At 70.9% G+C, this 23,277-nt stretch carries 21 protein-coding genes; 8 read left to right on the top strand and 13 right to left on the bottom strand.

The annotated features are described in order from the left end of the window. Positions 1-2,272, bottom strand: a 2,272-nt coding sequence (locus ACFHWT_RS15610; protein ID WP_416595324.1) for a Tex family protein, incomplete at its 3' end; no start/stop codon positions are given. Positions 2,273-2,453: 181 nt separating this feature from the next. Then, complete coding sequence (locus ACFHWT_RS15615; protein WP_416595325.1) at positions 2,454-3,140, bottom strand: GOLPH3/VPS74 family protein; 687 nt, start codon at positions 3,138-3,140, stop codon at positions 2,454-2,456. 215 nt (positions 3,141-3,355) lie between these two features. Between ACFHWT_RS15615 and ACFHWT_RS15620 the strand changes: the two genes are divergently transcribed. After that, positions 3,356-4,951, top strand: a complete 1,596-nt coding sequence (locus ACFHWT_RS15620) for a deoxyguanosinetriphosphate triphosphohydrolase family protein (RefSeq protein WP_416595326.1) — start codon at positions 3,356-3,358, stop codon at positions 4,949-4,951. Between the two features lie 58 nt (positions 4,952-5,009). Here the strand turns inward: ACFHWT_RS15620 and ACFHWT_RS15625 are convergent, their stop codons facing one another. The 3 genes from ACFHWT_RS15625 to ACFHWT_RS15635 all read right to left on the bottom strand — a co-directional run bounded on the left by ACFHWT_RS15625 (position 5,010) and on the right by ACFHWT_RS15635 (position 7,049). Beyond that, positions 5,010-5,342 carry a zinc ribbon domain-containing protein gene (locus ACFHWT_RS15625; RefSeq protein WP_281554388.1) on the bottom strand — a complete coding sequence of 111 codons (333 nt, stop codon included), beginning with the start codon at positions 5,340-5,342 and terminating at the stop codon, positions 5,010-5,012. Positions 5,343-5,447: 105 nt separating this feature from the next. Further along, a complete protein-coding gene (locus ACFHWT_RS15630) occupies positions 5,448-5,846 on the bottom strand; it encodes a PaaI family thioesterase (protein WP_416595327.1) in 399 nt (132 codons plus the stop codon). A gap of 45 nt (positions 5,847-5,891) precedes the next feature. Further along, positions 5,892-7,049, bottom strand: coding sequence for an acyltransferase family protein (locus ACFHWT_RS15635; RefSeq protein ID WP_416595328.1), 1,158 nt, complete (start codon positions 7,047-7,049; stop codon positions 5,892-5,894). 259 nt (positions 7,050-7,308) lie between these two features. Between ACFHWT_RS15635 and ACFHWT_RS15640 the strand changes: the two genes are divergently transcribed. Continuing rightward, entirely contained in the window at positions 7,309-9,630 is a 2,322-nt protein-coding gene (locus tag ACFHWT_RS15640) for a putative bifunctional diguanylate cyclase/phosphodiesterase (RefSeq protein ID WP_416595329.1), read from the top strand. Here the strand turns inward: ACFHWT_RS15640 and ACFHWT_RS15645 are convergent. Next, a complete protein-coding gene (locus ACFHWT_RS15645) occupies positions 9,606-10,157 on the bottom strand; it encodes a hypothetical protein (protein ID WP_416595330.1) in 552 nt (183 codons plus the stop codon). The two genes, ACFHWT_RS15640 and ACFHWT_RS15645, sit on opposite strands and share 25 nt — an antisense overlap. Before the next feature lie 204 nt (positions 10,158-10,361). Here ACFHWT_RS15645 and ACFHWT_RS15650 point away from each other — a divergent pair, with 204 nt between their 5' ends. Further along, on the top strand, positions 10,362-11,471 hold the full coding sequence (locus ACFHWT_RS15650; protein WP_416595331.1) for a hypothetical protein: 1,110 nt from the start codon (positions 10,362-10,364) through the stop codon (positions 11,469-11,471). Between the two features lie 5 nt (positions 11,472-11,476). Here ACFHWT_RS15650 and hrpA read toward each other — a convergent pair whose 3' ends face one another. The 3 genes from hrpA to ACFHWT_RS15665 form a co-directional block, all read right to left on the bottom strand. Continuing rightward, positions 11,477-15,451 carry an ATP-dependent RNA helicase HrpA gene (gene hrpA, locus ACFHWT_RS15655; RefSeq protein ID WP_416595332.1) on the bottom strand — a complete coding sequence of 1,325 codons (3,975 nt, stop codon included), beginning with the start codon at positions 15,449-15,451 and terminating at the stop codon, positions 11,477-11,479. 66 nt (positions 15,452-15,517) lie between these two features. Beyond that, positions 15,518-15,784, bottom strand: a complete 267-nt coding sequence (locus ACFHWT_RS15660; RefSeq protein WP_416595333.1) for a hypothetical protein — start codon at positions 15,782-15,784, stop codon at positions 15,518-15,520. Positions 15,785-16,279: 495 nt separating this feature from the next. Continuing rightward, positions 16,280-16,702, bottom strand: coding sequence for a hypothetical protein (locus ACFHWT_RS15665; RefSeq protein ID WP_416595334.1), 423 nt, complete (start codon positions 16,700-16,702; stop codon positions 16,280-16,282). A gap of 157 nt (positions 16,703-16,859) precedes the next feature. On the opposite strand from ACFHWT_RS15665, the gene ACFHWT_RS15670 reads away from it, so the two are divergent. From ACFHWT_RS15670 to ACFHWT_RS15680, 3 genes are all read left to right on the top strand, one after another. Continuing rightward, positions 16,860-17,678, top strand: coding sequence for a helix-turn-helix domain-containing protein (locus ACFHWT_RS15670; protein ID WP_416595335.1), 819 nt, complete (start codon positions 16,860-16,862; stop codon positions 17,676-17,678). Next, the gene (locus tag ACFHWT_RS15675) at positions 17,638-17,835 is read left to right on the top strand and encodes a DUF397 domain-containing protein (protein ID WP_416595336.1); all 198 of its coding nucleotides are present in this window, start codon (positions 17,638-17,640) and stop codon (positions 17,833-17,835) included. The genes ACFHWT_RS15670 and ACFHWT_RS15675 overlap by 41 nt, the downstream gene beginning before the upstream one ends. 358 nt (positions 17,836-18,193) lie before the next feature. Continuing rightward, positions 18,194-18,880, top strand: a complete 687-nt coding sequence (locus ACFHWT_RS15680; RefSeq protein ID WP_416595337.1) for a hypothetical protein — start codon at positions 18,194-18,196, stop codon at positions 18,878-18,880. Positions 18,881-18,903: 23 nt separating this feature from the next. On the opposite strand, the gene ACFHWT_RS15685 is transcribed toward ACFHWT_RS15680, so the two are convergent. Together ACFHWT_RS15685 and ACFHWT_RS15690 are read right to left on the bottom strand one after the other, a co-directional pair. Continuing rightward, on the bottom strand, positions 18,904-19,749 hold the full coding sequence (locus ACFHWT_RS15685) for an RluA family pseudouridine synthase (protein ID WP_416595338.1): 846 nt from the start codon (positions 19,747-19,749) through the stop codon (positions 18,904-18,906). 82 nt (positions 19,750-19,831) lie between these two features. Further along, positions 19,832-20,512 (bottom strand): hypothetical protein, encoded by a 681-nt coding sequence (locus ACFHWT_RS15690; RefSeq protein WP_416595430.1) that lies wholly within the window; start codon positions 20,510-20,512, stop codon positions 19,832-19,834. Positions 20,513-20,724: 212 nt separating this feature from the next. Here ACFHWT_RS15690 and ACFHWT_RS15695 point away from each other — a divergent pair, with 212 nt between their 5' ends. Together ACFHWT_RS15695 and ACFHWT_RS15700 are read left to right on the top strand one after the other, a co-directional pair. Further along, a complete protein-coding gene (locus ACFHWT_RS15695; protein ID WP_416595339.1) occupies positions 20,725-21,570 on the top strand; it encodes an alpha/beta fold hydrolase in 846 nt (281 codons plus the stop codon). A 40-nt stretch (positions 21,571-21,610) separates the two neighbouring features. After that, entirely contained in the window at positions 21,611-22,129 is a 519-nt protein-coding gene (locus ACFHWT_RS15700; RefSeq protein ID WP_416595340.1) for a hypothetical protein, read from the top strand. Positions 22,130-22,230: 101 nt separating this feature from the next. On the opposite strand, the gene ACFHWT_RS15705 is transcribed toward ACFHWT_RS15700, so the two are convergent. Continuing rightward, positions 22,231-22,431, bottom strand: a complete 201-nt coding sequence (locus ACFHWT_RS15705; RefSeq protein ID WP_416595341.1) for a DUF397 domain-containing protein — start codon at positions 22,429-22,431, stop codon at positions 22,231-22,233. Continuing rightward, a complete protein-coding gene (locus ACFHWT_RS15710) occupies positions 22,422-23,207 on the bottom strand; it encodes a helix-turn-helix domain-containing protein (protein ID WP_416595342.1) in 786 nt (261 codons plus the stop codon). The genes ACFHWT_RS15705 and ACFHWT_RS15710 overlap by 10 nt, the downstream gene beginning before the upstream one ends. Positions 23,208-23,277: the final 70 nt, after the last annotated feature.

A 23,277-nucleotide genomic window follows, 5' to 3' on the forward strand; every position in this document is an offset into this window, starting at 1 on the left:
GACGACAACTCGCCGGACGGAACCGGGGCGGTCGCCGATGAGCTGGCTGCGGCCGACGGCCGTCGCGCTGACTCGGTGCGCGGCCGGCACCCGGCTCGTCGCCCAGCCGCAGCGTCAACGAGATCCGTTTGCGGGCGACGTCCACATCGAGCACCTTCACCCGGACGATGTCACCGGGCTTGGCCACGTCGCGCGGATCCTTGACGAACGTCTTCGACATCGCCGACACGTGCACCAGACCGTCCTGGTGCACCCCGACGTCAACGAACGCGCCGAACGCGGCCACGTTGGTCACCACGCCCTCCAGCACCATGCCGGGCCGCAGGTCGGCCAGGGTCTCCACACCGTCGGCGAAGGTGGCGGTACGGAACGCCGGTCGCGGGTCGCGGCCCGGCTTCTCCAGCTCGGCGAGGATGTCGGTGACCGTCGGCAGACCGAACACGGCGTCGACGAACTTCTCCGGCCGGATCCGGCGCAGCGTCTTCGTGTCACCGATCAACGTCCGCAGGTCGCTGCCGGTGTCGGCGAGGATCCGACGGACCACCGGGTACGCCTCCGGGTGCACACTGGACGAGTCGAGCGGGTCGTCGCCGTCGCGGATGCGCAGGAAGCCGGCGCACTGTTCGAACGCTTTCGGCCCCAGCCGGGGCACGGTCCGCAGCGCCTCCCGGGACCGGAACGGCCCGTGCGTGTCGCGGTGCAGCACGATGTTCTCGGCCAACCCGGCACCGATGCCGGAGACCCGGGTCAGCAGCGGCGCCGACGCGGTGTTCACGTCCACCCCGACCCCGTTGACGCAGTCCTCGACCACGGCGTCGAGCGACCGGGACAGCTTCGTCTCGGAGATGTCGTGCTGGTACTGCCCGACGCCGATCGACCGAGGGTCGATCTTGACCAGCTCGGCGAGCGGGTCCTGCAGCCGGCGGGCGATGGAGACCGCGCCCCGCAACGACACGTCGAGGTCCGGCAGCTCCTGGGAGGCGTACGCCGAGGCCGAGTAGACCGACGCGCCGGCCTCGGAGACCATCACCTTGGTCAGCTTCAACCCGGGGTTCCGGGCCATCAGGTCGGCGACCAGTTTGTCGGTCTCCCGCGACGCGGTGCCGTTGCCGATCGCCACCAGGTCCACCCGGTGCGCGGCGGCCAACTTCGCCAGCGTGTCGATGGAGGCGTCCCACTGCCGGCGCGGCTCGTGCGGGTAGACCGTCTCGGTGGCCACCACCTTGCCGGTGGCGTCGACCACGGCCACCTTCACCCCGGTGCGTACGCCCGGGTCCAGACCCATCGTGGCCCGGCTGCCGGCCGGCGCGGCCAGCAGCAGGTCCCGCAGGTTGGCGGCGAACACCCGGACCGCCTCGTCCTCGGCCGCCTGCCACAGCCGCATCCGCAGGTCGGCGCCGAGGTGGATCAGGATCCGGGTACGCCACGCCCAGCGGACCGTGTCGGCCAGCCACTTGTCCGCCGGCCGGCCCTGGTCGCTGATGCCGAACCGGCCGGCGATGATCGGTTCGTAGCTGCTCGGCCCGGCGACGGCATCGGCCGGCACCTCCTCCGGCTCCATGGTCAGGTCGAGGACCTGTTCCTTCTCCCCCCGGAACATGGCCAGCACCCGGTGTGACGGCAGCCTGGTGAACGGCTCGGCGAAGTCGAAGTAGTCGGCGAACTTGGCCCCCTCGGTCTGCCGGCCCTCGCGTACCCGGGAGGTGAGCCGCCCCCGCGACCACATCCGCTCCCGCAGCCCACCGATCAGGTCGGCGTCCTCGGCGAAGCGTTCCACCAGGATCGCCCGCGCGCCGTCGAGCGCCGCCGCCGCGTCGGCCACACCCTTGTCGGCGTCGACGTAGCCGGCGGCAACCGCCCGTGGATCCTGGGTCGGGTCGCCGAGCAGCAGATCGGCGAGCGGCTCCAGGCCCGCCTCGCGGGCGATCTGTGCCTTGGTCCGCCGCTTCGGCTTGTACGGCAGGTAGATGTCCTCCAGCCGGGCCTTCGAGTCGGCCGCCATGATCTGCGCGGTCAGCGCCTCGTCGAGCTTGCCCTGGCTGCGGATCGACTCCAGGATCGCGTCGCGGCGCTCGTCCAGCTCGCGCAGGTAGCGCAGCCGCTCCTCCAAGGTACGCAGCTGCGCGTCGTCGAGCATGCCGGTGGCTTCCTTGCGGTACCGGGCGATGAACGGCACCGTCGCGCCGCCGTCGAGCAGTTCGACGGCGGACGCTACCTGCCCGGCCCGTACTCCCAGTTCTTCGGCGATCCGCTGATCAATCGCTGTGGTCACGTCGCGTGCCCCGCTCCAACTCCCCGGCTGCCGGGCGGGGGTGCTCCCGCCCGGCCCGATGCCTGGCCCGGCACCCGTCGTACTGCCGGTGCCGGGGACCACGGTGGGTGGTCCGGGGAGCATTCTGCCGGCTACCGGCAGTCGGTGTCGCGCCACCACGCGACCCGGTCGACGGCGCAGGTCACCAGGCGATCGACGTGTCCCGCTGCGGCCACAGCCGCACCGCCAGCCGGGACCGTGGCACCGGGTGGTTGATCGCGTCGACCACCGCCGTCAGCTGCGGGTCGAGCCGGCTCGCGATGGCCGCCAGTTGCCGACGCACCGTCGCCCCGTACATGGTCACGAACCAGCCTTCGGTGCCGGTGGCGCGGACGATCTGGGCCAGCGCGGCGGTCCGGGCGTCCACCGCGACGACCCGGCCGAGGGCGTGGCCGAGCCGGACCCGGGGGCCGACCGCGCGGACCGGATCCATCGCCGGGAACCGGGTCGTCATCCGGCGGGTCACCGGATGGCGGACCAGTTCGGTGCGCAGCACGCCGAGCGTCTCCAGGTCCTCGGCGACCACCCCGGGCAGTCCTGGTCGCATCAACGCGATCCAGTCCGGCACCGGTTGGCGTTGTTCCAGCCGCAGCTCGGCCAGCAGCGGGTCGGCGACCGGGTCACCGAGCGGCAGCCCGTCGACCGGGACCAGCAGGCCGTCGCGGACCTCGGCACGACCGGCGAGGATCAGCGTGACGATCGCGGTGCCGGCGAGCCCGGCACCGAGCAGATCCCGGCCGACCGTCGGCCGGCCGGTGCTGTCGTCGAGCGCAACCAGGAAGAACTCCTCGGTCAGCGTCAACTCCGTCGGAGTTCGAGCACGGCGCATCGAGTATTCCCCTGCGGCGGTTTCTGGTGCGCGAGCCGAGCAGGACCGCAGGAACGGCCCGGCAAGGTGGATGACCTTGCTGAAGCGGAACCTTACGACGCCGGACCAATCAGCTCAAGCCATTCCTTTGTTGGAAACTGGTGAATGTTCCTTCGACAGCGCCGAAATGCCACCCCGGACCAGGTACGGCACCGGTGCCGGGTTAGCGTCTGCTGGTGGACCCGGCACCAGCAGCAGTCCGGTCGGCCACCCCGCCGGCCGGGGACCGCCGCGCCCGCCGCCTGTTCGGCCGACGGGCCGCCGCCGCCAGCGATCTGGCGGCGAGTCCGTTCCGGGCCGACCGGGACCGGATCGTTTCCTCACCGTTCTTCGCCCGGCTCGGCGGCGTGACCCAGGTGATCAGCCCGGGCGGCTCCGGCCTGCTGGTGCACAACCGGCTCACCCACAGCCTCAAGGTGGCCCAGGTGGGCCGGGCCGTCGCCGAGCGACTGACGGCCGACGAACGGCACCGGACCCTGCTCGACGAGCTCGGCGGCTGCGACCCGGACGTGGTCGAGGCGGCGGCGCTCGCCCACGACCTCGGCCACCCGCCGTTCGGGCATCTCGGTGAACGGGTGCTGGACCGGGTGGCCCGGCACCGGCTCGGTCTGCCGGACGGTTTCGAGGGAAACGCCCAGTCCTACCGGATCGTCACCAGCACCGAGATCCGGGGCGAGGCGGCCGTCGGTCTGGACCTGACCGCGGCGGTGCGGGCCGCCATGCTCAAGTACCCGTGGACCCGGCGCACCTATCCGCAGCCGCATCCGAGCCTGCTGCGCCCGGCGCCGCGGGGTGCCGCGGTCGCGCCCGACGATCCGGCGGTCGGGTCGGTCAAGTTCGGCGCCTACACCACCGAGGCGGCCGACCTGCGGCAGGCCCGGGCACCGTTCGCCGGGGTGATCGAGCCGTGGCAGCAGACCGTCGAAGCGTCGATAATGGACACCGCCGACGACATCGCGTACGCCATCCACGACGTGGAGGACTTCCACCGGGTCGGCGTACTGCAGCAGGGCCCGGTCGCCGGTGAACTCGTCACCTGGCAGCGCTCCGCCGCCGAGCTGCGGGAGCTCGCCGACGCGGAGATCACCGCCAGCGCGCACCGCCCCGGCCGGTCCATCGAGCGGCTCCGCCGCCAGCTGCACCGCAAGGACAGCTGGATCGCCTCCGACGAGGCGTTCGCCGCCGCCGTCGAACACGTCCGTCAGGAGCTGGTGGACGGCCTGCTGATGGTGCCGTTCGACGGGTCGATCGAAGCGGAGGAGAGCATCAGCACGTTCTCCGCGCGGTGGACCCGGCGGCTGGTCGGCGCGATCGGCGTCACCGCCGACCCACCGGTACGCTCCGGCCACGTGCTGCTGGCCACCGCCCAGTGGCACGAGGTGCAGGTGCTCAAGTTCGTGCACCACCGGTTCGTCCTCGCCCGGCCGGACCTGGCGCTGCATCAGCGCGGTCAGGCCGATCTGCTGGCCACCCTGGTCGACGCGCTGCACGCCTGGGTGACCGACCCGGACGAGCAGGGGCGGCTGCCCCGCCGACTGCACGACCTGGTCGAGCTGGCCGAGGCGGAGCTGGCGGCGACCACCGGCACGGGCGCCATGGACGGGGCGAGCGGCACCCCGGGCCGCGGTCGGGTGGACGGCCTGGTCGCAGCCGCTCAGGGTCGGGCGATCGTCGACTACGTCGCCTCACTCACCGACGGCCAGGCGGTCGCGTTGCTGGGCGCGTTGACCGGCCGGTCCGGGCAGCTGTGGACCGACGCGTTCGTGCTGTGACCGAGCGTTCGTGCTGTGACCGGCCGGTTCGGGTGGTGAGTGCCGGTCCTGGCGGCGGTCAGTCCCGCCAGCCGTAGTCCAGCCCCACCAGGCTGGTGCCGACGGTGACCCGGGCCAGTACGCCGACCAGCGCCGCCCGCCGCTGGTCGCGACTGACCACGTCGGCGGCGTCGGCGTTCAACTGTACGTACCGCTGCCACACTTGCTGTTCGATCTCCTCGGCGTTGATCAGGGAACGGTCACATTCCGTGTCGGGGCAGGCATAGTGGCGGGTGCCGTCGTCGGTGCTGGCCGGAATCAACAGGCGGTCACCGCACCACAGCAGACCGCGCAGGATGTAGAGGTCGGAACCGGTCGTGTCACGGCGTGCAGGGTTGACCATGATGCCCATGTCTCATCGCCTCCTGCCAGTGTGTACGGACCGGAGAGCTGCCCGGTTCGCCGGATCGCCGCGGCAACGGGCGGGCTGTGGTGCCCGGGCGGGCAGCGGGCGGTGTCAGGAGCGGCGGCCGCCCCCCGGCCGGAGGTTCTGCAGCCGCACCTGACCCCGGGCGACCAGTTGTCCGTCACCGTCGGTGATGTGAACCTGCCACAGCTGTTGGCTGTAGCCGCGGTGGACCGCAGTACCGACGGCGAACAGTTCCCCGCCGGAGACCGCCTTCAGGAAGTCGGTCTGATTGGCCACCCCCACCACCCGGCCCTCGTCACCGAGCCAGGTCGCCGCGCCGATGCTCGCCGCGCTCTCCACCAGCGCGCAGTACACCCCGCCGTGCACGATCCCGAACAGCTGGTGCAGCGCCGGGGTCACCGGCAGCCGCAGCTCCACCCGCTCCGCGGAGATCTCTTCGGCCCGCACGCCGAGCTGTGCGTCGAACCCACCCACTGGCATGTCCATGGTGCCTCCCGTCGGCGGGCGGTCCCGCCTCGTCGGCGAGCGTAGTCAACCGGTGAGAGCGTCCTGCCGGTGATCCGGCCCGGTCTGCCGCCGGTCCCGCGTCGGCGGTTCCGGTGGTCCGGGCGGAGTTGCCGGCGGAGTCGGCCTGAGTCGACGCATCGCCGGCAGCTCGACCCACCGGTGCAGCGGCACCGCCAACAGGTAGGACCCGACCAGGAACGCCAGAGTCAACCCGACCGCCTGCCCGTTGGTCCACTCCCGGTCCCGGCCGACGAGGTGCATCACGGTCACGATCACCACCAGATGCAGCAGGAAGAACGCGTACGACACCTCGCCCAGGTGGACCGCGACTCGGTGCCGCCACCAGGACGGCCGGCCGTGCAGGTCGGCCAGTGCCGCCGCCGGGACCAGCAGGCCGATCGTCACGATCGTCGCCGCGGTGTCGCGGGTCTGCGCCGGCAGCCACTCGACGGCGAGGTAGTTCGCCACCCACAGGGCGGTGGCCACCGGTAGTCCCGGCCCCCGCCAGGCGCCCCGCCGCACCAGCAGTGCCAGCACGATGCCGAGCAGAAACTCCAGCATCCGTACCGGCGGGAAGATGTAGACGAACCAGCGGCGGTGTTCCGCCGCGATCAGCAGATCGGCCACCACCGGCATCAGCCAGACGGCGGCCGGCAGGGCGACGGCGGCGACCCGCAGCGCCGTCGTGCCGAGCCGGCGCAGTGCCGCGTACAGCAGGGGGAACGCCAGGTAGAACGCCATCTCGCAGGATAGCGACCAGGTGACCGGATTGATGCCCAGGTAGTACACGTCCGACGGATGCCAGGCCTGCGCCAGCGGCACCGAGAAGGCCAGCAGCCGCGGCCAGATGTCCGGCAGCCGTGCCGTCAGCACCATGCCGACGACGGCCGGTAACAGGGCGACCAGATGGGCCGGGTAGACCCGCGCCAGGCGTCCCCACCAGAACCGGCCCGGCCGGTAACCAGGGCGGACCGACCAGGTGAGGACGAAGCCGGACAGCACAAAGAAGAACGAGACGCCCAGGTCACCGCCGTTGAACAGGACGCCGGCGATCCGATCGTCCTGCGGGTCAGCCAACGGGATGAACGAGTAGGCGTGCACGCCGAAGACCAGCAGCGCCGCGGCGAACCGCAGTCCGGTCAGCGACGGCAGCCGGCCCGGCGAGGGAGGGGTGGCAGGCACCGGGCCAACATATCCACCGACTTCGCACGTCAAACCGGCGATATCCACCCGCGCCATACGCCAAGTGGACGATTGGCCGGCATCGCCGTGGTGACCATCAGTCGCGACCAATCGCCCCGCCGTGGCAGGCCCGGCCTGACCAGGCTGACTGCCCCGTCACCTTGGTATGGTGTCGGCCTGTTCGACGAATCAGCCGGTGAATGACATGTGCGCAGGGGCCATTGTGACGCGACCCGCGGCGCCGGGGACGGGACGGGCCTTGTCGTCGTCGTTGCCGGCACTGGTGTTCCTGGCGTTCGGTGTCGTCGCCGCTGCGCTCTACGCGGCGTTCGACACGCCGCTGATCGCCGGACCGGCCTTCACCGTCGCCGGGGTCGGTGGCGCGCTCGCCGTGACCCTGGGCCCCCGTTGGCACCGGGCCCAGCCCCGCTGGGCCTGGCGGCTGCTCGCCGTCGCCTGCGTGTGCTTCCTCACCGGGGCGCTGGCCCGGCCGTGGGCGGTCGAGCAGGACGGGCCGTACGCATTGACCGCCGACGCCGCCACCGTGCCGGGTTACCTGTTCATGCTGCTCGGCCTGGCCGGGCTGCTGCGCACCCGGGGCCGGCTGCCGTCACACGCGGTGATCGACGGTCTGATCGTCTTCATCGGTGCGGCGCTGTGCTCCGTACTGCTGCTGGCGGTGCCGGCGGGCAGCATCACCGACCGGCCGGCCCTGGTCTCCGCCCTCGCCGCGCTGTATCCGATCTTCGACGTGATCCTGATCCTGCTGCTGGTCAGCCTGGCCTTCACCACCGCCGTACGGCGGCCGAGCTACCTGCTGCTGGTCGCCTCCATGAGTCTGCTGGTGGTCGGCGACGTGCTGTACGCCATCATCGGAGTCTCCGGTCAGCTCACCGGATCCCGGCTGCTGGATCTGCCCTTCATGCTCGGCTTCCTGCTGATCGGCGCCGCCGCCCTGCACCCCTCCGTGGTCGACCTCGGCCAGGCGGCCCGGCTGCCGGTGCAGGCCTGGTCGTGGCAGCGGCTGCTGCTGATCGGCCCGGCGCTGGCCGCGCCGTTCGTGCTCACCGTCTTCGTCTCCGGGCGATCGACGGCCGACCGGCTGGTGCTCGGCGTAGGCGGTGCCGCCATGGTGGTGCTGCTGATGATGCGGGCGGTCTCCGCCGTCCAGGGGTACGCCGCCGCGCAACGCCGCTACGAGCACCGCGCCACCCACGACCCACTGACCGGCCTGCCGAACCGGTTGATGCTCGCCGCCGAGGTGCGCCGGCTGCTCACCGCCGGTCGGCCAGCGGACGCCGGGGTCTGGGTGTTCTTCCTCGACCTCGACGGGTTCAAGCTGGTCAACGACTCGTGGGGTCACCACGCCGGTGATCAGCTGATCGCCCAGGTGGCGGCCCGACTGCGGGCGGCGCTGCCGGCCGCGGCGACGGTCGCCCGGGTCGGCGGGGACGAGTTCGTCGTGGTCCAGTTGGGCAGCCGCGCGCAGGCCGTGGCGCTGGCCGACCGGATCATCGACTGCGTGCACGAACCGCTGCGGATCCGGCAGGTCGAGGCGGTGATCACCGCCTCGGTCGGGATCGCCGGGACCCAGCTCGACGATGGTGGCGGTGGCGACGATCCGCCGGTGACCGCCGACGCGTTGCTGCGTGACGCGGACACGGCCATGTACCAGGCGAAGGCGGATGGTCGCGGCCGCTGGGTGATGTTCGACGCGTCGATGCACGAGCGGGTCCGCGAGCGGGTGGAGATCGAACAGGCCCTGCGGATCGCGCTCAGCGAGGACGATCTGCGGATCGCCTTCCAACCGATCGTCGACTTGGAAAGCGGCAGCCTGATCGGCGCCGAGGCGCTGCTGCGCTGGGAACATCCGGTCCGGGGCAACATCTCACCGGCGGTGTTCATCCCGATCGCCGAGGACACCGGACTGATCGGCCCGATCGGACGGTGGGTGCTCGACCGGTCGTTGCGGCAGCTGTCGCAGTGGCGGGCGGACGGCACGGTGACGGCGGATTTCTGGATGTCGGTCAACGTGTCGCCCCGCCAGCTGCGTGACCCGGGTCTGATCCGGGCGTTGGACGATGCGCTCGACCGGCACCGGGTGCCGGCCTCCGCCGTCGTCCTGGAGATCACCGAATCGGTGATGATCGACCCGACCAGCGTCACCGGCCAGGTTCTGGCGGACCTGCGGCAGCGGGGGATCCGGATCGTCGTCGACGACTTCGGCACCGGGTTCTCCGCGCTGGGCTATCTGCGCAAGCATCCGGTCACCGGGGTCAAGGTGGACCGGGCGTTCGTCGCCGGCCTCGGCCATAGCGCCAAGGACGAGGAGATCGTCCGGGCGGTGGTGGCGATGAGTAGCGCCCTGCACCTGACCGTGGTCGCGGAGGGAGTCGAGACGCCGCTGCAGCAGGGCGTGCTGGCCGTCCTCGGCGTGCTGTTCGGGCAGGGCAGGCTCTGGGGAGAGCCGGTCGGCCCGGCTGAGTTCGCCCGACAGTGGGCAGGCCGGCCCGCCGACCCGGTGGACGGGCCGGCGGTGCCGGCTGCCGGGCAGGTTCAGGGGCGCGGCGGCAACTCGTAGAGCCAGAACGTCTGCTCGTCCAGCCGGGTCGCCCGCGCCCCCTCGGTCAACGACCCCAGGGTCTGATGGATCGCCCGGCTCAGCCCGATCTGGTCGTTGCGGCGGCAGATGTCCAGCGCCGCGACACCCTCGCTGTCCTGCACCCGTTGCCACATGTCGGCGATCACTGACTCGAAGATGCCGCTGCTGCGGTACTGCGGATGGACGGCGAAGAAGCCGATGTACCAGATCCGGCGCTGCGCGTACAGGTCCGGCCAGCGGTGGGCGAAGTAGTCCGGGGAGATCAGCGGCATCGAATCCAGCTCGTTGGTGAAGGTGGCGAGCGCGGTCAGCAGATCGGGGGACCGGTCGTCGCGCCCCAGATACTTCAGCACCCGGGCGTCGCTCAGCACCTGGTCGAACTCGGCCCGGTCCATCACGTGCCGTTGGACCGCGGTGACCCGGAGTTCGTCGAACGCGGTGGTGTACAACTGCCAGGTCGGTTCGGACAATTCGGGTGGGATGCTCGTTTCGACCTGAATGCGCATCACTGTCCTCCGGGCTCGCGCCGGGTAGGCGGGGGTGGACGCGAGCCCTGCCACCGAGTATGAGTGACCGCTGAGCCCAAGGTCAGGCTGCGGCCGGCATCCGAAACTTTCCGGCACCGGCATCGATCCGCCGAACGTCCGGCTGCGTACTGCTGTACGGGCACAACGGTGCGCCGTGCCCGCGAACGCCGAGGAGGGGCAGTCATGCAGCGACCGGCACAGGGGGGCGAACCAGCCGCGATCGAACTCGGCCCGGTGCAGCGGCCCGATACGGTCTGGCCTGGTCCCGCTCCCGGCCAGCCACGCGAACCGGACGACGAGCAGCCGGAACAGATCGACCGTCCCGACCACGACGACCACCACCTCGGCGGTACCGACCACGACGAGCCGGTGACCGCGCCGCCGCGCCTGTTGCCGCCGCCGCCGTGGCTGGCCCGGGAACTGGACCGACCGGAACCGGTCACCCCGGCGGTACCGTTCTTCGACCCGGAACCCGCCATGTCCGAGCCGACCGGTCGCGGTCCGCGCCGACTCGCGATGGTCGTCACCGGGCTGGTGACACTGTTCGTGCTCGCCGCGCTGGTCGGGGCCGGCGTCGTCGACGCGCTGCGGACCACATCGGACACCACGGTCGCCGACTCGCCGCCGCCGGCCGACGGTCCCGCAGTGGTCGACCCGGCCGCCGTCGATCCGGAACCTGCCACCGAACGCCTGGTGACCGGCCCGCTCGGCGAACTACAGCAGGCCGAGTTCGACCTGGTCAGTGGTACCACGACGGTCAACATCCGGGCCGCCGACCTCGGCGGCGACCTGTACCGGGTCCGGACCCCAATCGACGCGGACGTGCAACCACGGGTGATCGCCGACGGCAACCGGATCAAGCTGCACCTGGTGCCGAACGACCAGTCCGGCCCCGGTGTCGTCGACATCGAGCTGCACTCGTCGGTGCGCTGGCAGTTGCGGCTCACCGGCGGTGTCGCGGAACACACGATCGACCTGACCGGTGCCGAGCTGAGCGGAGTGGACATCGTCGGCGGGGCGGCCCGCATCGAGCTGTCCCTGCCCGCACCGGACGGTACCCTGCCGGTGCGGATGACCGGCGGCGCAAACCAGTTCCTGATCAACGCCCCGGATGGGCCGCCGGCCCAGGTCCGGTTCGGTTCCGGGGCAGCCAGCGCCACCATCGACACCCGCAGCCACGACGGCATCGCCCCCGGTGCCGTCTTCACCGGCAGCGGCTGGGCGGCCGCGACCGACCGCTACGACATCGACGCCGTCGCCGGACTGTCCGTGCTCACCCTGCAACGGAACTGACCAGCTCACTCGGCCTGCTCGGCCTCGTCCATCACCCGGTAGATCCGCTGCTCCGACACCGGGTACGGGGTACCCAACGCCTGGGCGAACACGTTGACCCGCAGCTCCTCGATCATCCAGCGGATCCGCCGGGCGGCTTCGGTGTTGTGCCGGGCCGGCGGCAACCCGTCGAGCATCTGCTGGTACTCCCGGCGTACCGTGTCGATCCTGGCCTGCTGGTCGCGGTCCCGGCGCGGATTCTGCGGCAGCTTCTCCAACCGGCGTTCGATCGCGGTCAGATAGCGCGGCAGGTCCGCCAGCCGGGCGTACCCGGTGGCGGTCACGAACCCCGGATAGACCAGGGCGGCGAGCTGCTCGCGGACGTCGGTGAGCGCCGCCACCAGCGCGAGATCGGTGGTACGGCCGAGCCGCTGCTGCACCGCGTACGCCGCCGCCAGCACCTGGCGTACCCGGGAGACGATCTCGACCGTGACGTCGACCAGCCCGGCGCGGACCTGCTCGCGCAGCGCGGCGAAGCCGTCGGCGTCCCAGGCCGGACCGCCCGCCTGCGTCATCAGCAGGTCCACCGCCGCCCCGGCGCAGTCGTCCAGCAGCTCCACCACGTTGCGGTACGGGTTGCGGCTCAACGCCAACTTGTCCTGGTTGGACAGCCGGCCGGAGACGAACTTCGCCGGGGACGGCAGGGTGAGCAGCAGCAACCGCCGGGTACCGGCCCACATCGACCGGTCCCGGACGGCGGCACTGTCGAACACCCGGACCGCGACGCTGGCACCCTCGTCGACCAGACCCGGGTACGCGGTGACCCGGTAGCCGACCCGGTCCTGCTCGACGCTGCGCGGCAGTGTGCCGATGGTCCAGTCGCGCAGCCCGCGTCGCTCCACGTCCGGCGCGGCAGCCGCCACCACCTTGCGTACCTCGGTAATCAGCTCGCGGCGCAGCGCGGCCAGGTCCTTCCCCTCGGCCAGCGGCTTGTCGTTCTCGTCGACCACCCGGAAGGTGACCCGCAGGTGCGGCGGCACCTTTGTCAGCTCCCAGGCGTCGTGCGGCACCACCACCCCGGTCAGCCGGCGCAGCTCCCGGCCGAGCGCGTCCAGCAGCGGCTCGGCACCGGGCGTGATGGCGGCCAGCACCGCGCGGGCGAAGTCCGGCACCGGCACGAAGTTGCGGCGCAGCTGCTTCGGCAGCGACCGGATCAGCGCCACGACCAGCTCCTCCCGCAACCCGGGCACGTGCCAGTCGAAGCTGTCGTCGGACACCTGGTTGAGCAGCGCCAGCGGCACGTCGACGGTCACCCCGTCGGTCCCGGCGCCGGGCTCGAAGCGGTACGTCAGCGGCAGGGCCATCCCGTCGGAGTGCCACTCGTCGGGGAAGTCCGCCGGGTCGATGCGGCCCTTGCCCTGGTTGACCAGCATGTCCCGGTCGAAGGTGAGCAGGTCGGGCCGGTCCCGGCGGGCCTTCTTCCACCAGGAGTCGAAGTGCCGGCCGGAGACCACCTCGGCCGGCAGCCGCTGGTCGTAGAACTCGAACAGGGTCTCGTCGTCGACCACGATGTCCCGGCGGCGGACCCGTTCCTCCAGCTCGCCGACCTCGTCGAGCAGCGCCCGGTTGTCGTGGAAGAACCGGTGCGGGGTGTGCCAGTCGCCCTCGACCAGGGCGTGCCGGATGAACAGCTCCCGGCTCAGCGCCGGATCGACCCGACCGAAGGTCACCTTGCGGCCGGCAACCAGCGGTACGCCGTACAGGGTGACCTTCTCGTAGGCCATCACCGCCGCCTGTTTCTTCTCCCAGTGCGGCTCGCTGTACGAGCGTTTCACCAGGTGACCGGCGAGCGCCTCGACCCACTCCGGTTCAATCTTGGCGACCGTGCGGGCCCACAGCCGGGACGTCTCGACCAGCTCGGCGGCCATTACCCAGCGCGGCGGTCTGCGGGCCAACGCCGAGCCGGGGAAGACCGCGAACTTGGCCCCCCGGGCACCCAGGTACTCCGGCTTGGCCGGATCCTTCACCCCGACGTGCGAGAGCAGGCCGGCCAGCAGCGACTGGTGTACGGCGGCCGGCGCGGGCGGCTCCCCGCCCCGGTCGACCGGTACGTTCATCGACCGCAGCACCTGCCGGATCTGACTGTGGATGTCCTGCCATTCGCGGACCCGCAGGTAGTTGAGGAACTCGGCGCGACACATCCGCCGGAACGCGCTGCCGGACCGCTCCCGCTGCTGCTCCCGCAGGTAGCGCCACAGGTTGAGCAGCGCGACGAAGTCGGATTCCGGATCGGCGAACCGGGCGTGTGCCTGGTCGGCCTGGGGTTTCTGCTCCGCCGGCCGCTCCCGGGGGTCCTGGATGGACAACGCGGCGGCGATCACCCCGACCTCGTCGACGCAGCCGTTGCCCTCGGCGGCGAGGACCATCCGGCCCAGCCGGGGGTCCACCGGCAGCTGCGCCAGCCGCCGGCCAACCTGGGTCAGCCGGGGCGGCATGCCCGGTGCGGGTGGCTCGATGGCACCCAGCTCGTGCAGCAGCGCGACGCCGTCGGTGATTTGCCGGCGGTCCGGCGGCTCGACGAACGGGAAGGCGGCGATGTCGCCCAACCCGATCGACGTCATCTGCAGGATCACCGAGGCCAGGTTGGTCCGCAGGATCTCCGGATCGGTGAATTCCGGTCTCGACTCGAAGTCGGCCTCGTCGTACAGCCGGATGCAGATGCCGTCCGAGGTACGCCCGCAGCGGCCCTTACGCTGGTTGGCTGACGCCTGCGACACCGGCTCGATCGGCAGCCGCTGCACCTTGAGCCGGTTACTGTAGCGGGAGATCCGTGCCGTACCCGGGTCGATGACGTACTTGATGCCCGGCATGGTCAGCGACGTCTCGGCGACGTTGGTCGCCAGCACCACCCGCCGACCCGGGTGCGGCTGGAAGATCCGGTGCTGCTCGGCGGCGGACAACCGGGCGTACAGCGGCAGGATCTCGGTGTCGCGCAGCCGGGGCCGGTTGGCGACCAGCTTGCCCAGCGCGTCGGCGGCGTCGCGGATCTCCCGCTCGCCGCTCAGGAAGACCAGGATGTCACCGGGGCCCTCGGCGGCGAGCTCCTCGACCGCCGCGCCGATCCCGTCGACCTGGTCGAGCGTCACGGTGCCCGGGGTGGCGTCGGGGTCGTCCGGGTCGACGGTCTCCCGCAGCAGCGGCCGGTAGCGGACCTCCACCGGATAGGTACGCCCGGACACCTCGACCACCGGCACCGGTGGCCGGCCCGGCTCGCTGAAATGGTCGGCGAAGCGCTGCGGGTCGATCGTCGCCGACGTGATGACCACTTTCAGGTCGGGGCGGCGGGGCAGCAGTTGCTTGAGGTAGCCGAGGATGAAGTCGATGTTCAGGCTGCGCTCGTGCGCCTCGTCGATGATCAACGTGTCGTACTGGCGCAGCATCTTGTCGTGCTGCAGCTCGGCCAGCAGGATCCCGTCGGTCATCAGCTTGACCAGGGTCTGGCCGCCGACCTGATCGTTGAACCGGACCTTGTAGCCGACCACGTCGCCCAGCGTGGTGCCGAGCTCGTCGGCGATCCGGTCGGCGACGGTACGGGCGGCCAGCCGGCGCGGCTGGGTGTGCCCGATCAGCCCGCGCACCCCACGACCCAGCTCCAGGCAGATCTTCGGGATCTGGGTGGTTTTGCCCGAGCCGGTCTCGCCGGCCACGATCACCACCTGGTGGTCGCGGATCGCCTCCGCGATGTCCCTGGCGCGTTCGCTGACCGGCAGCCCGTCCGGGTAGCTGACCTGCGGCACCGCATCCCGCCGCCGCTGCACCGCCTGCCGGGCCGACGTGACCGCTGTCGCGATCTCGTCGAGCGCCGCCTGCCGGGCCTGCGGATCGCGGACCTTGCGCACCCCGTCGAGGCGCCGCCGCAGCCGCCGCTCGTCGCGAAGCGTCAAATCGGGGAGGAGTTTCAGCAGTTCAGGGGCGGAGCGCGCGGCGGAGGGCGGGTTCATGGCGTTGACCACGATACCCGCCGCTGCGCGCCCGGTCGCCTGGGTTTCCGGCCACCTGTCCCTGGTTCAGGCCACCGCGTCGAGCAGGCGCTCCAGGGTGGTACGGGTCGGTAGGTGTGCCAGCAGGTGCCGGACGCTGCGGTCGGCGTACCGCTGCTCCTCGGTCGTCCCCGCCGCCAACGCCGCCTCGACCTGCTCGTAGATGTAGTTGCCCAGACCGGTCGCCGCGTCGGCCAGGGTCGCGGCCGGGTCGACGTCACGCAGCCCGGCCAGCAGTTCCTTGGCTTGTTGCCGCAGGTGGTCGAGGTGTGGGTTGTCGGGGAGCGTCTTCACGGGAAACCTCGCTCTGCGCCGGACTCGCACGGGCGGATTCAGAGCTCCGGCGTCCGTCGCTCGAACCTCGGACCTGGGGTGGGCTTCGAGCCTTCCGGCGAGTCTCGGCGCGATCCCCGACGCGCTGCCGGTGAGTTTAACCGGCCACGGCGCTGCCGTCGACTGCCCCGCGCGCTGTCCGTCGCTTTCTGCCCGCCGCTTCCCCGCCCTGCCGCTCCGCGATGTGAGGCTGAGATACGTTGTCCGGCGTGGAATAGGTATCTCAGCCTCAAATGGATGCGCCAGGGACCGTGTGGACGTCGGGAATGGCCCGGGGTGCTCCGTCGCCCGCCCATTCGGTGGTGCTTCCCGGGCAGGGACTGCGGCCGGTCGGCCGCGCTGGACCGGCCGTCGTGGCGGACCCTCCCGGACGGGGGGCTGGGGAGAGGACCGCCATGGGACCGGTCGCGGCGAGCGGGGGAGCGGAGCACCCCGGGTGTCTTCGCGGACGACGGATCACTCGTCGTTGACGTCTTGAGGCGGGTGCGGATAGCCGGCCGGCATCAGGCCGGAGAGTTGCAGCACCGCTCGGACCCGTCGTGCCGAGCTCGGGTCCCACCGGTCCAGGATGGCGAGGGCGCGCAGCGACGGCCGGCACGGCGCGACCACCCCGCCGCACCGGTGGCACTCGCCGGTGGTCCGGTTCGGGATATGGGTACGGGCGGTCTCGTTGGCCTGTCGGATCGCCGCCTCCAGCGCGGCGGAGCGTGGCTGGACGCCGTTGAGCTGGAACGGCCAGTCGCGGTCCGGGTCGATCTGCCCAGGGGTCCGCTTCGGCAGCGAAGGCCGGTTCGGGGTCGGGTCGACGTCGCGTGGCGTACCGATCGAGGTGTACCGGGCGAGCCGGGGTGTCCCGCCGATTCCGTCGTTCCTGGGCACTGTTCCCCCTACGTGGAGAGTGCGATTCGGGTGTCCCGGAGGGAACGCTTGCCGGTCATTCCCTCCGGGTCTGACTTCCACCCTGGACTATCTGTAGCCCGGCCAGGAAGATGTGTGGCGGTAATAGGGTCACTACTTCATCAGCGTGGGGGAACAGATGGCGAATGTGAATGAGTTTCGGCATGTCCTGCGGTTGCGGCGGACCGAGAACGGACTGTCACAGGACGCGCTCGGCTCACAGGTGCACGTGACCGGATCGCAGATCGGCCACTACGAGACGGGGCGCTCACTGCCGCCCGACGACCTGGCGGTGCACCTGGACCGGGTGCTCGGCACCGGCGACGAGCTGCGCCGGTTGGCCGAACAGGCGCGCGGCGAGGCGGTCGCCCCGTGGATGCGCCCGTGGAAGCTGAACGAGTCCCGGGCGGTGCAGCTGCGCTGGTTCGAGCATTCGCTGATCCCGGGGCTGCTGCAGACCGAGGCGTACGCCCGGGAGGTCATCTCCGCCGGCACGCACACCGAGGTGCAGATCGAGGAGATGACCAGGGAGCGCATGGAGCGGCAGACAGCGGCGCTGGAGCGGGCACACCCGCACCCGGTGCCGCTGACCGCGATCATCGGCGAGGCCGCGCTGCGGGTCGGCCCTTCGGCGCTGATGAAGGACCAGCTGGAGCATCTGGTCGACATCGGCCACCGGCAGACCGTGCACGTGCGCGTCCTGCCGTTCTCTGCCGGGCTGCATCCAGGGCTGGCCGGGGCGTTCGTGTTGGCGACCCTGCCGGACGGCGCAACGGCGGCGTACATTGACGACCAGATGGCGGGGCGGGTCTGCGAGACCGCCGACAAGCTCCGGCATCTGGTGCTCGCCTGGGAGATGATCTGCGCGCGGGCACTGCCCTGTGACCAGTCCCGTGACCTGATTCTGAGAGTGATCGATGAGCATGAGCGAGCCGGCGTGGCGCACGTCCACCCGTAGCAGCAGCAACGGCGGCGCCTGCGTCGAGGTCGCCGACAACCTGCCCAACCGGGTCCTGGTCCGGGACAGCAAGGACCGCGCCGGCGGGACGCTCACCTTCGCCCCGTCGGCCTGGTCCCGTTTCGTCGCCTCGACCAAGCGCCCCACCACCGCCTGACCTGACCGGTCCGGCCCATCAGCAGTTGGGCACCAGTGTCTGTCCGAGTGTGATCCTCTTACGGGACCGAAATCTCGTCAGATGATCACACTCGGACGCACACCTCACTCCCGCCGGGACTCCAATCGAAGTCACGCCGCGCGGGCGGGTCGACTCGGCGGCCGGTGCCGTTCCTGCGGTGATGATGATCAGACGTGACAGCTATCGCAAGGTCGCCTGTCTGGTTTGGACGAAGGTCGGGCGTCTGTCGTTCGCCGAGCATCGCCGTTACTGTGGCTCCCAGGGATCCCACGTGGAAGTTGATCATCTGATGTGCCTGGAGGCAGACCGTGACGTGGCGATCTGAGGAGTCCAACGCATGACGGCTGGCGTCCATGACGGGTCGGAACCGGAAGCGGCCTTACCTGCGTCGCGGGTCCTGGACCTGCTGCACAAGGCAATCGACATGCAGAGCCCACTGGTACGCAAGAACATCGTCCGTGCCCGCCAGCGGAACCCGCAAGCAACACCGGCACAGGTGATCCGCAATTTGGAGCGCATGTATGTCAGCGCATTGACCGGAACGGGTGCGGCAGTCGGGGGAGCGGCGGCTGCACCGGGTGCCGGCACGGGAGTCGCACTGGCGTTGTCCGCCGGGGAGGCGCTCTCATCTCTCGAGATGAGTGCTCTTTTTGCGCTCTCGGTCGCTGAAATCCACGGGGTCGCCATCGACGAGGTTGAGCGTCGTCAGACGATCGTGCTGGGCATCATGCTCGGCGGGAGCGGCTCCGCCACCATAACCAAGGTCGCCGAGCGCACGGGGCAGCATTGGGGGCGTCAGATCGTCGCGAAGGTGCCTGTCTCGACATTGCGTCAGATCAACGCGATCCTGGGCAGGAACTTCGTCACGAAGTTTGGGACCAAGCAAGGAATCATCGTTCTTGGTCGGGTGGCGCCGTTCGGAATCGGGGCTGCGATCGGCGGTGGTGCCAACGCCGCCCTCGCCGCTCTGGCTGTGCGAGCGAGCCGGCGCGCATTCGGCCCGCCTCCTACCTCGTGGCCGTGACCCGAGCACGTAATACCGCCGGGTCAGGTCTGGGCGCGGAGCCGCCGGTACGCCGCGTCCAGCTCCGCGACGGTGGGTGCGCCGGCGGGCAGTGGCTGCCAGAAGTCGGGGTCCGGCGGTGCTGTCACGTCGACCCGCTTGCCGGCTGTGGTGTCGAAGCCGAGCCGCCAGGCGTGCAGATGGGTCCGTACCCCGTTGGCGGCGGCGGCCCGGTCGAACAGCGGGTCGCCGACGATCGGGTGCCCGATCCAGGCCAGGTGCACCCGGATCTGATGCCGTCGGCCGGTGAGCGGCGCGACGGCGATCAGCCGGTGCGTGGCGTCGGCTACTGGCGTACCGGATCCGGTGGTGACCCCGTCGGACCCGGCGGTGACGGCGGTGATCCGGCTCTGCGACGGATAGCTCTTGACGTGGTCGAACTCGGCCCCGGCGGCGAGCGACCAGCGCGCGGTGGCGGCGTCGAAGCCGATGTCGGCGCGGTTGCCGGCGACCCGGACCCGGTTCTTGCGGCCCACGCTCAGCGGCAGGTCGACGACGCCGACGTCGGGCAGCGGCGCGCGAGCGGCATCGGCATCGGTGGCGGCGGCCGACACCACAGCCAGATAGACCTTTTCCACGGTACGGCGGTTGAACTGCCGGGTCAGGTCGCCGTGGTGGCGCAGCTGTTTGGCGAACAGGATCGCCCCGGAGGTGTTCTTGTCGATGCGGTGCACCGGGAAGACCGGCTCACCGGCCTCCTCGGCGAGGCGGGCCAGGTCGGTGCCGTGCCGTTCGCCCATCACCGCGACACCGGGAGGTTTGTTCAGCACCAGGGCGGTGTCGTCCTCGAACAGGACGGCACCGGCGCGAAGTTCGGTCCACAGGTTCACCGGTGGCCGAGGATACGCCGCACGTGGCGGCGTACCCCCGGCGCACCCTGCGCTCGCATCAAGAGGCGATGCGCCGGACGGCTCAGCCGGCGGTGGACCAGATGGCGGTGAACGCGGCGGCCTCACCGGCCAGCCAGCGCTCCACCTGGTCGGGGCGGGAGGTGACATCCGGACGTCGGAAGGTGGTGCCGCGCCGCAGGTCGACGAGGACCGGCTCGGCACGCGGCAGCACCTGGTCCATGTGCCGGGCCATCAGGTGCAGGGTCGCGGTGAACGCGTCGGGGCTCGGTGGCTGGTCGTCGAAGTGGATCCGGACCGCTTCGGCGTGCCCGTCGGCGTACCGCAGGCCGAAGTGGGGGTTGATCTTGACGGGGAGGTTGCCGACCATGCCGAGCGCGTCGTGGGTCTGCGCCAGCTCCACCTGGCTCAGGTCTCCCAGCGTCTCCAGGTAGCGCTGCGCGCCGGGCACGAGGGTGGCGTACAGCGGCTGCCAGCGCTGCGCGACCTGCCCGACCACGGCGGCCAGGTGGCTGCCGCCGGTGCGGAACCGGATGTCGGCCTTGAGCGCCTTGACCAGCTGCCCGTGCGGGTTGAACCCGGAACGGCTGACCCGCTGCCGGCGCAGCCCGCCGACAAAGGACGCCTTCGCCGGCCCGGATTGCCCGACATAGCGGGTGAAACCGAGCAGAGTCGCGTACGGAACCGGGGCGGGGTTGGTCGGTGCTGCGGTGGGGGTCGAAGCGGTGGCAGGAGGGGGTGCGATCACGGCGTTCCTTCCCAGGTCAGGAGCCGGATTAGTACACCCATTCTAATCGAGAAGTGACGCTGCGCCCAGCGTTTGATCACGCTGCGCCGCGTTTGTGGGCTGCCGGCTGGCCTCGGTGCGGCACCGTGTGATGTGGTGCCGGTTGACAGGGCTGGCTAATGTCGTTAGCTTTGGGGCTATCAAATTTAGCTGTCAGCCTGGAGGTTGCGATGACCGCGTACCTGTCCCTCGACGGCGGGCGCATCGCCTACGAGGTCACCGGCGACGGCCCACTCGTGGTCCTCGCGCCCGGCATGGGCGAGAGCCGCACGGCGTACCGGTTCGTCGTCGCGCAGCTGGTCGCGGCCGGCTACCGGGTCGCCGCCACCGACCTGCGGGGCACTGGCGAGTCCAGCATCGGCTGGCCGTCGTACTCCCGTACCGACATCGCCGGTGACCTGGTTGCGCTGATCCGGCACCTGGGCGGCCCGGCCGTGCTGGTCGGGCACTCGATCTCCGGCGGGGCGGCCACCATCGCCGCCGCCACCGCACCCGAGCTGATCACCGCCGTGGTCGAGCTCGCGCCGTTCACCCGCAAACAGTCGATCAGCCTCGGTGACCTGCGCGTCAAGCGGTACCGGCAGGGCATGAGCCGGCTGCTGGGGGCGGGCATGTTCGGCAGCGTCAAACAGTGGCTCGGCTACCTCGACGTCGCCTTCCCCGGGCAGCGGCCGGCCGACTGGGCCGAGCAGCTGGCTAGGACCGAGGCCCGCCTGCGCGAGCCCGGCCGGATGAAGGTGCTGCAGAAGATGGGCCAGTCCAGCCCGGCCGACGCCGGTGCGCAACTCGGCAACGTCCGCTGCCGGGTACTGGTCATCGAAGGGACGATCGACCCGGACTGGGCCGACCCGCGTGCCGAGGGCGAGGCGATCGTCGCGGCGCTGCCTGCCGGCCTGGGTACGGTGGCGATGATCGACGGAGCCGGCCACTACCCGCACACCCAGTTCCCCGACGAGGTGGTCGCGCTGATGCTCCCGTTTCTGGCCGAGACGGCCGGTGCCGAGGGCCGGCCCTGACGGGTCTTCACCAGCCAGTGCCGGATGACAGTATCGACAGATGGACAGCTCGGCGACCCGGGGCAACATCCGTACCGTCGCCGGTCTCGCCGGTGTCGCGCTGGCGCTGGCTGTGGTCGTCAGCCTGGTGCCGCGCGACGAGCCGGAGCCGGCTGAGTCGTGGCGGCCACCCGCCGGTCACGTCATCGTGGACACCGTCGACCTTGGTGACGACCGCGCGTTGCGGCTCTGGGTGAAACCGGGCAGCTGGTACGTGCAGCGCCTGGCCGACGGCGAGCACGAGGCATTCACCGGCGCCGGGGGCGGGGGTGATCGGTTCACCGTCGCCGAGGTGTTCGAGGCGTACGTGGGGACGGTTCCCCTGCCGGACGCGCATGCGGTCCTGGTGCGGTCGTGGGGAGGCGTGGCCGTCCGCGTGGGGGTCCACAACGGGGTGTTCATCGTCGCGAATTCAGTGGCAGCGCCGGACGATCGGGAGTTGCTGGTGACCTCACTGGGCCCGGCCGACGCCGTTCTTGCCGCCGAGGCGTCCGTCCCGATCGCCGGGCGGGCCCGGTGAGGTCACCGTCATGATCACTTGACGTGCTGCAGGGCAGCTACCGGCGTGTCGGCCGAATTTTGCGCAAGTGATCACTCAGCTCTGGTCGCGGCGCAGCACGGCTAACGTGTGTCCGTCCGGTCGGCCGTCGCCAGGTCGAGGAAGGCCGACCAGGCGGCCGGTGCGAAGGTCAGGGTGCCGCCGTCGCGGTCCTTGGTGTCCCGGACCAGCACCCGCCCGGGCAGGTTCTCGGCGACCTCCACGCAGCTTGTGCTGTCGCTGTGCGTGCTCTTGTGCCACCGGGGCGCGGTGCTTATGTCCATCTCTCAGCCGTCCTCATGATCAGATCTAGGCTCTGCGGGCCAGATAGAGCGTAGTCGCGGATGCTCTCCCAGGTGCGTTCAAGGCTGGTCGCGTCGTCCGGATTTTCGATCACCCGGCCCTGCAGGTACCCCTCCAGGTAGCCGACGGATCTGCCGTCCACGGTGGCGATGACGAACGGTCCGTCCAGCCCGGGGTACGCCCCGGCGTCGGCCGGCACCACCTGGACCCTGATGTTCGGCTGCTCGCAGGCGGCGACCACCGCCGTCAACTGTTCGTGCATCACGCACGGGTCGCCGACCCGCCGGTGCAGGACGCTCTCGTCAATGACCGCGACCAGCTGGCAGGAGTCGGGCTGTCGGTAGAGGATCTCCTTACGGCCGAGCCGGGTGGCCAACGCGACGTCCATCGCCTCGCCCCGCTCGCCGTACGCGAGCAGCACCGCCCGGGCGTACGCCTCGGTCTGCAGCAGTCCGGGCAGCGCGAGGGGCTGGAAGACCCGGATGAGCGTCGCCTTGCCCTCCTGCTCGATGAACGGTCGGTACCAGACCGGGGCGCGTTCACCGACGACGAATTCGCGATAGAATTTCACGAACGCGGTGCCGAACGCCCGGTCCACCGCGCCCAGATAGTCGGGCAGTGCGGGCCGTTCGCCGCGTTCTATCGAGCCGACGTGCGACGTCGAAAAGTGGATGCGCTCGCCCCATGCTTCCTGGGTGAGGCCGAGCATTTCGCGGACGCGCCGCAGCTCACCTACCAGATACTCGCTCCCGCTCACAATATCTTCACATCCCTCAATTTGCCGCGACTGGCCCATCTGATCTTGTGCCAGTCATCAGGCAGCTACG

Source organism: Micromonospora sp. LOL_021 (assembly GCF_048060215.1).
In the GTDB taxonomy this organism is placed as follows: domain Bacteria; phylum Actinomycetota; class Actinomycetes; order Mycobacteriales; family Micromonosporaceae; genus Micromonospora_E.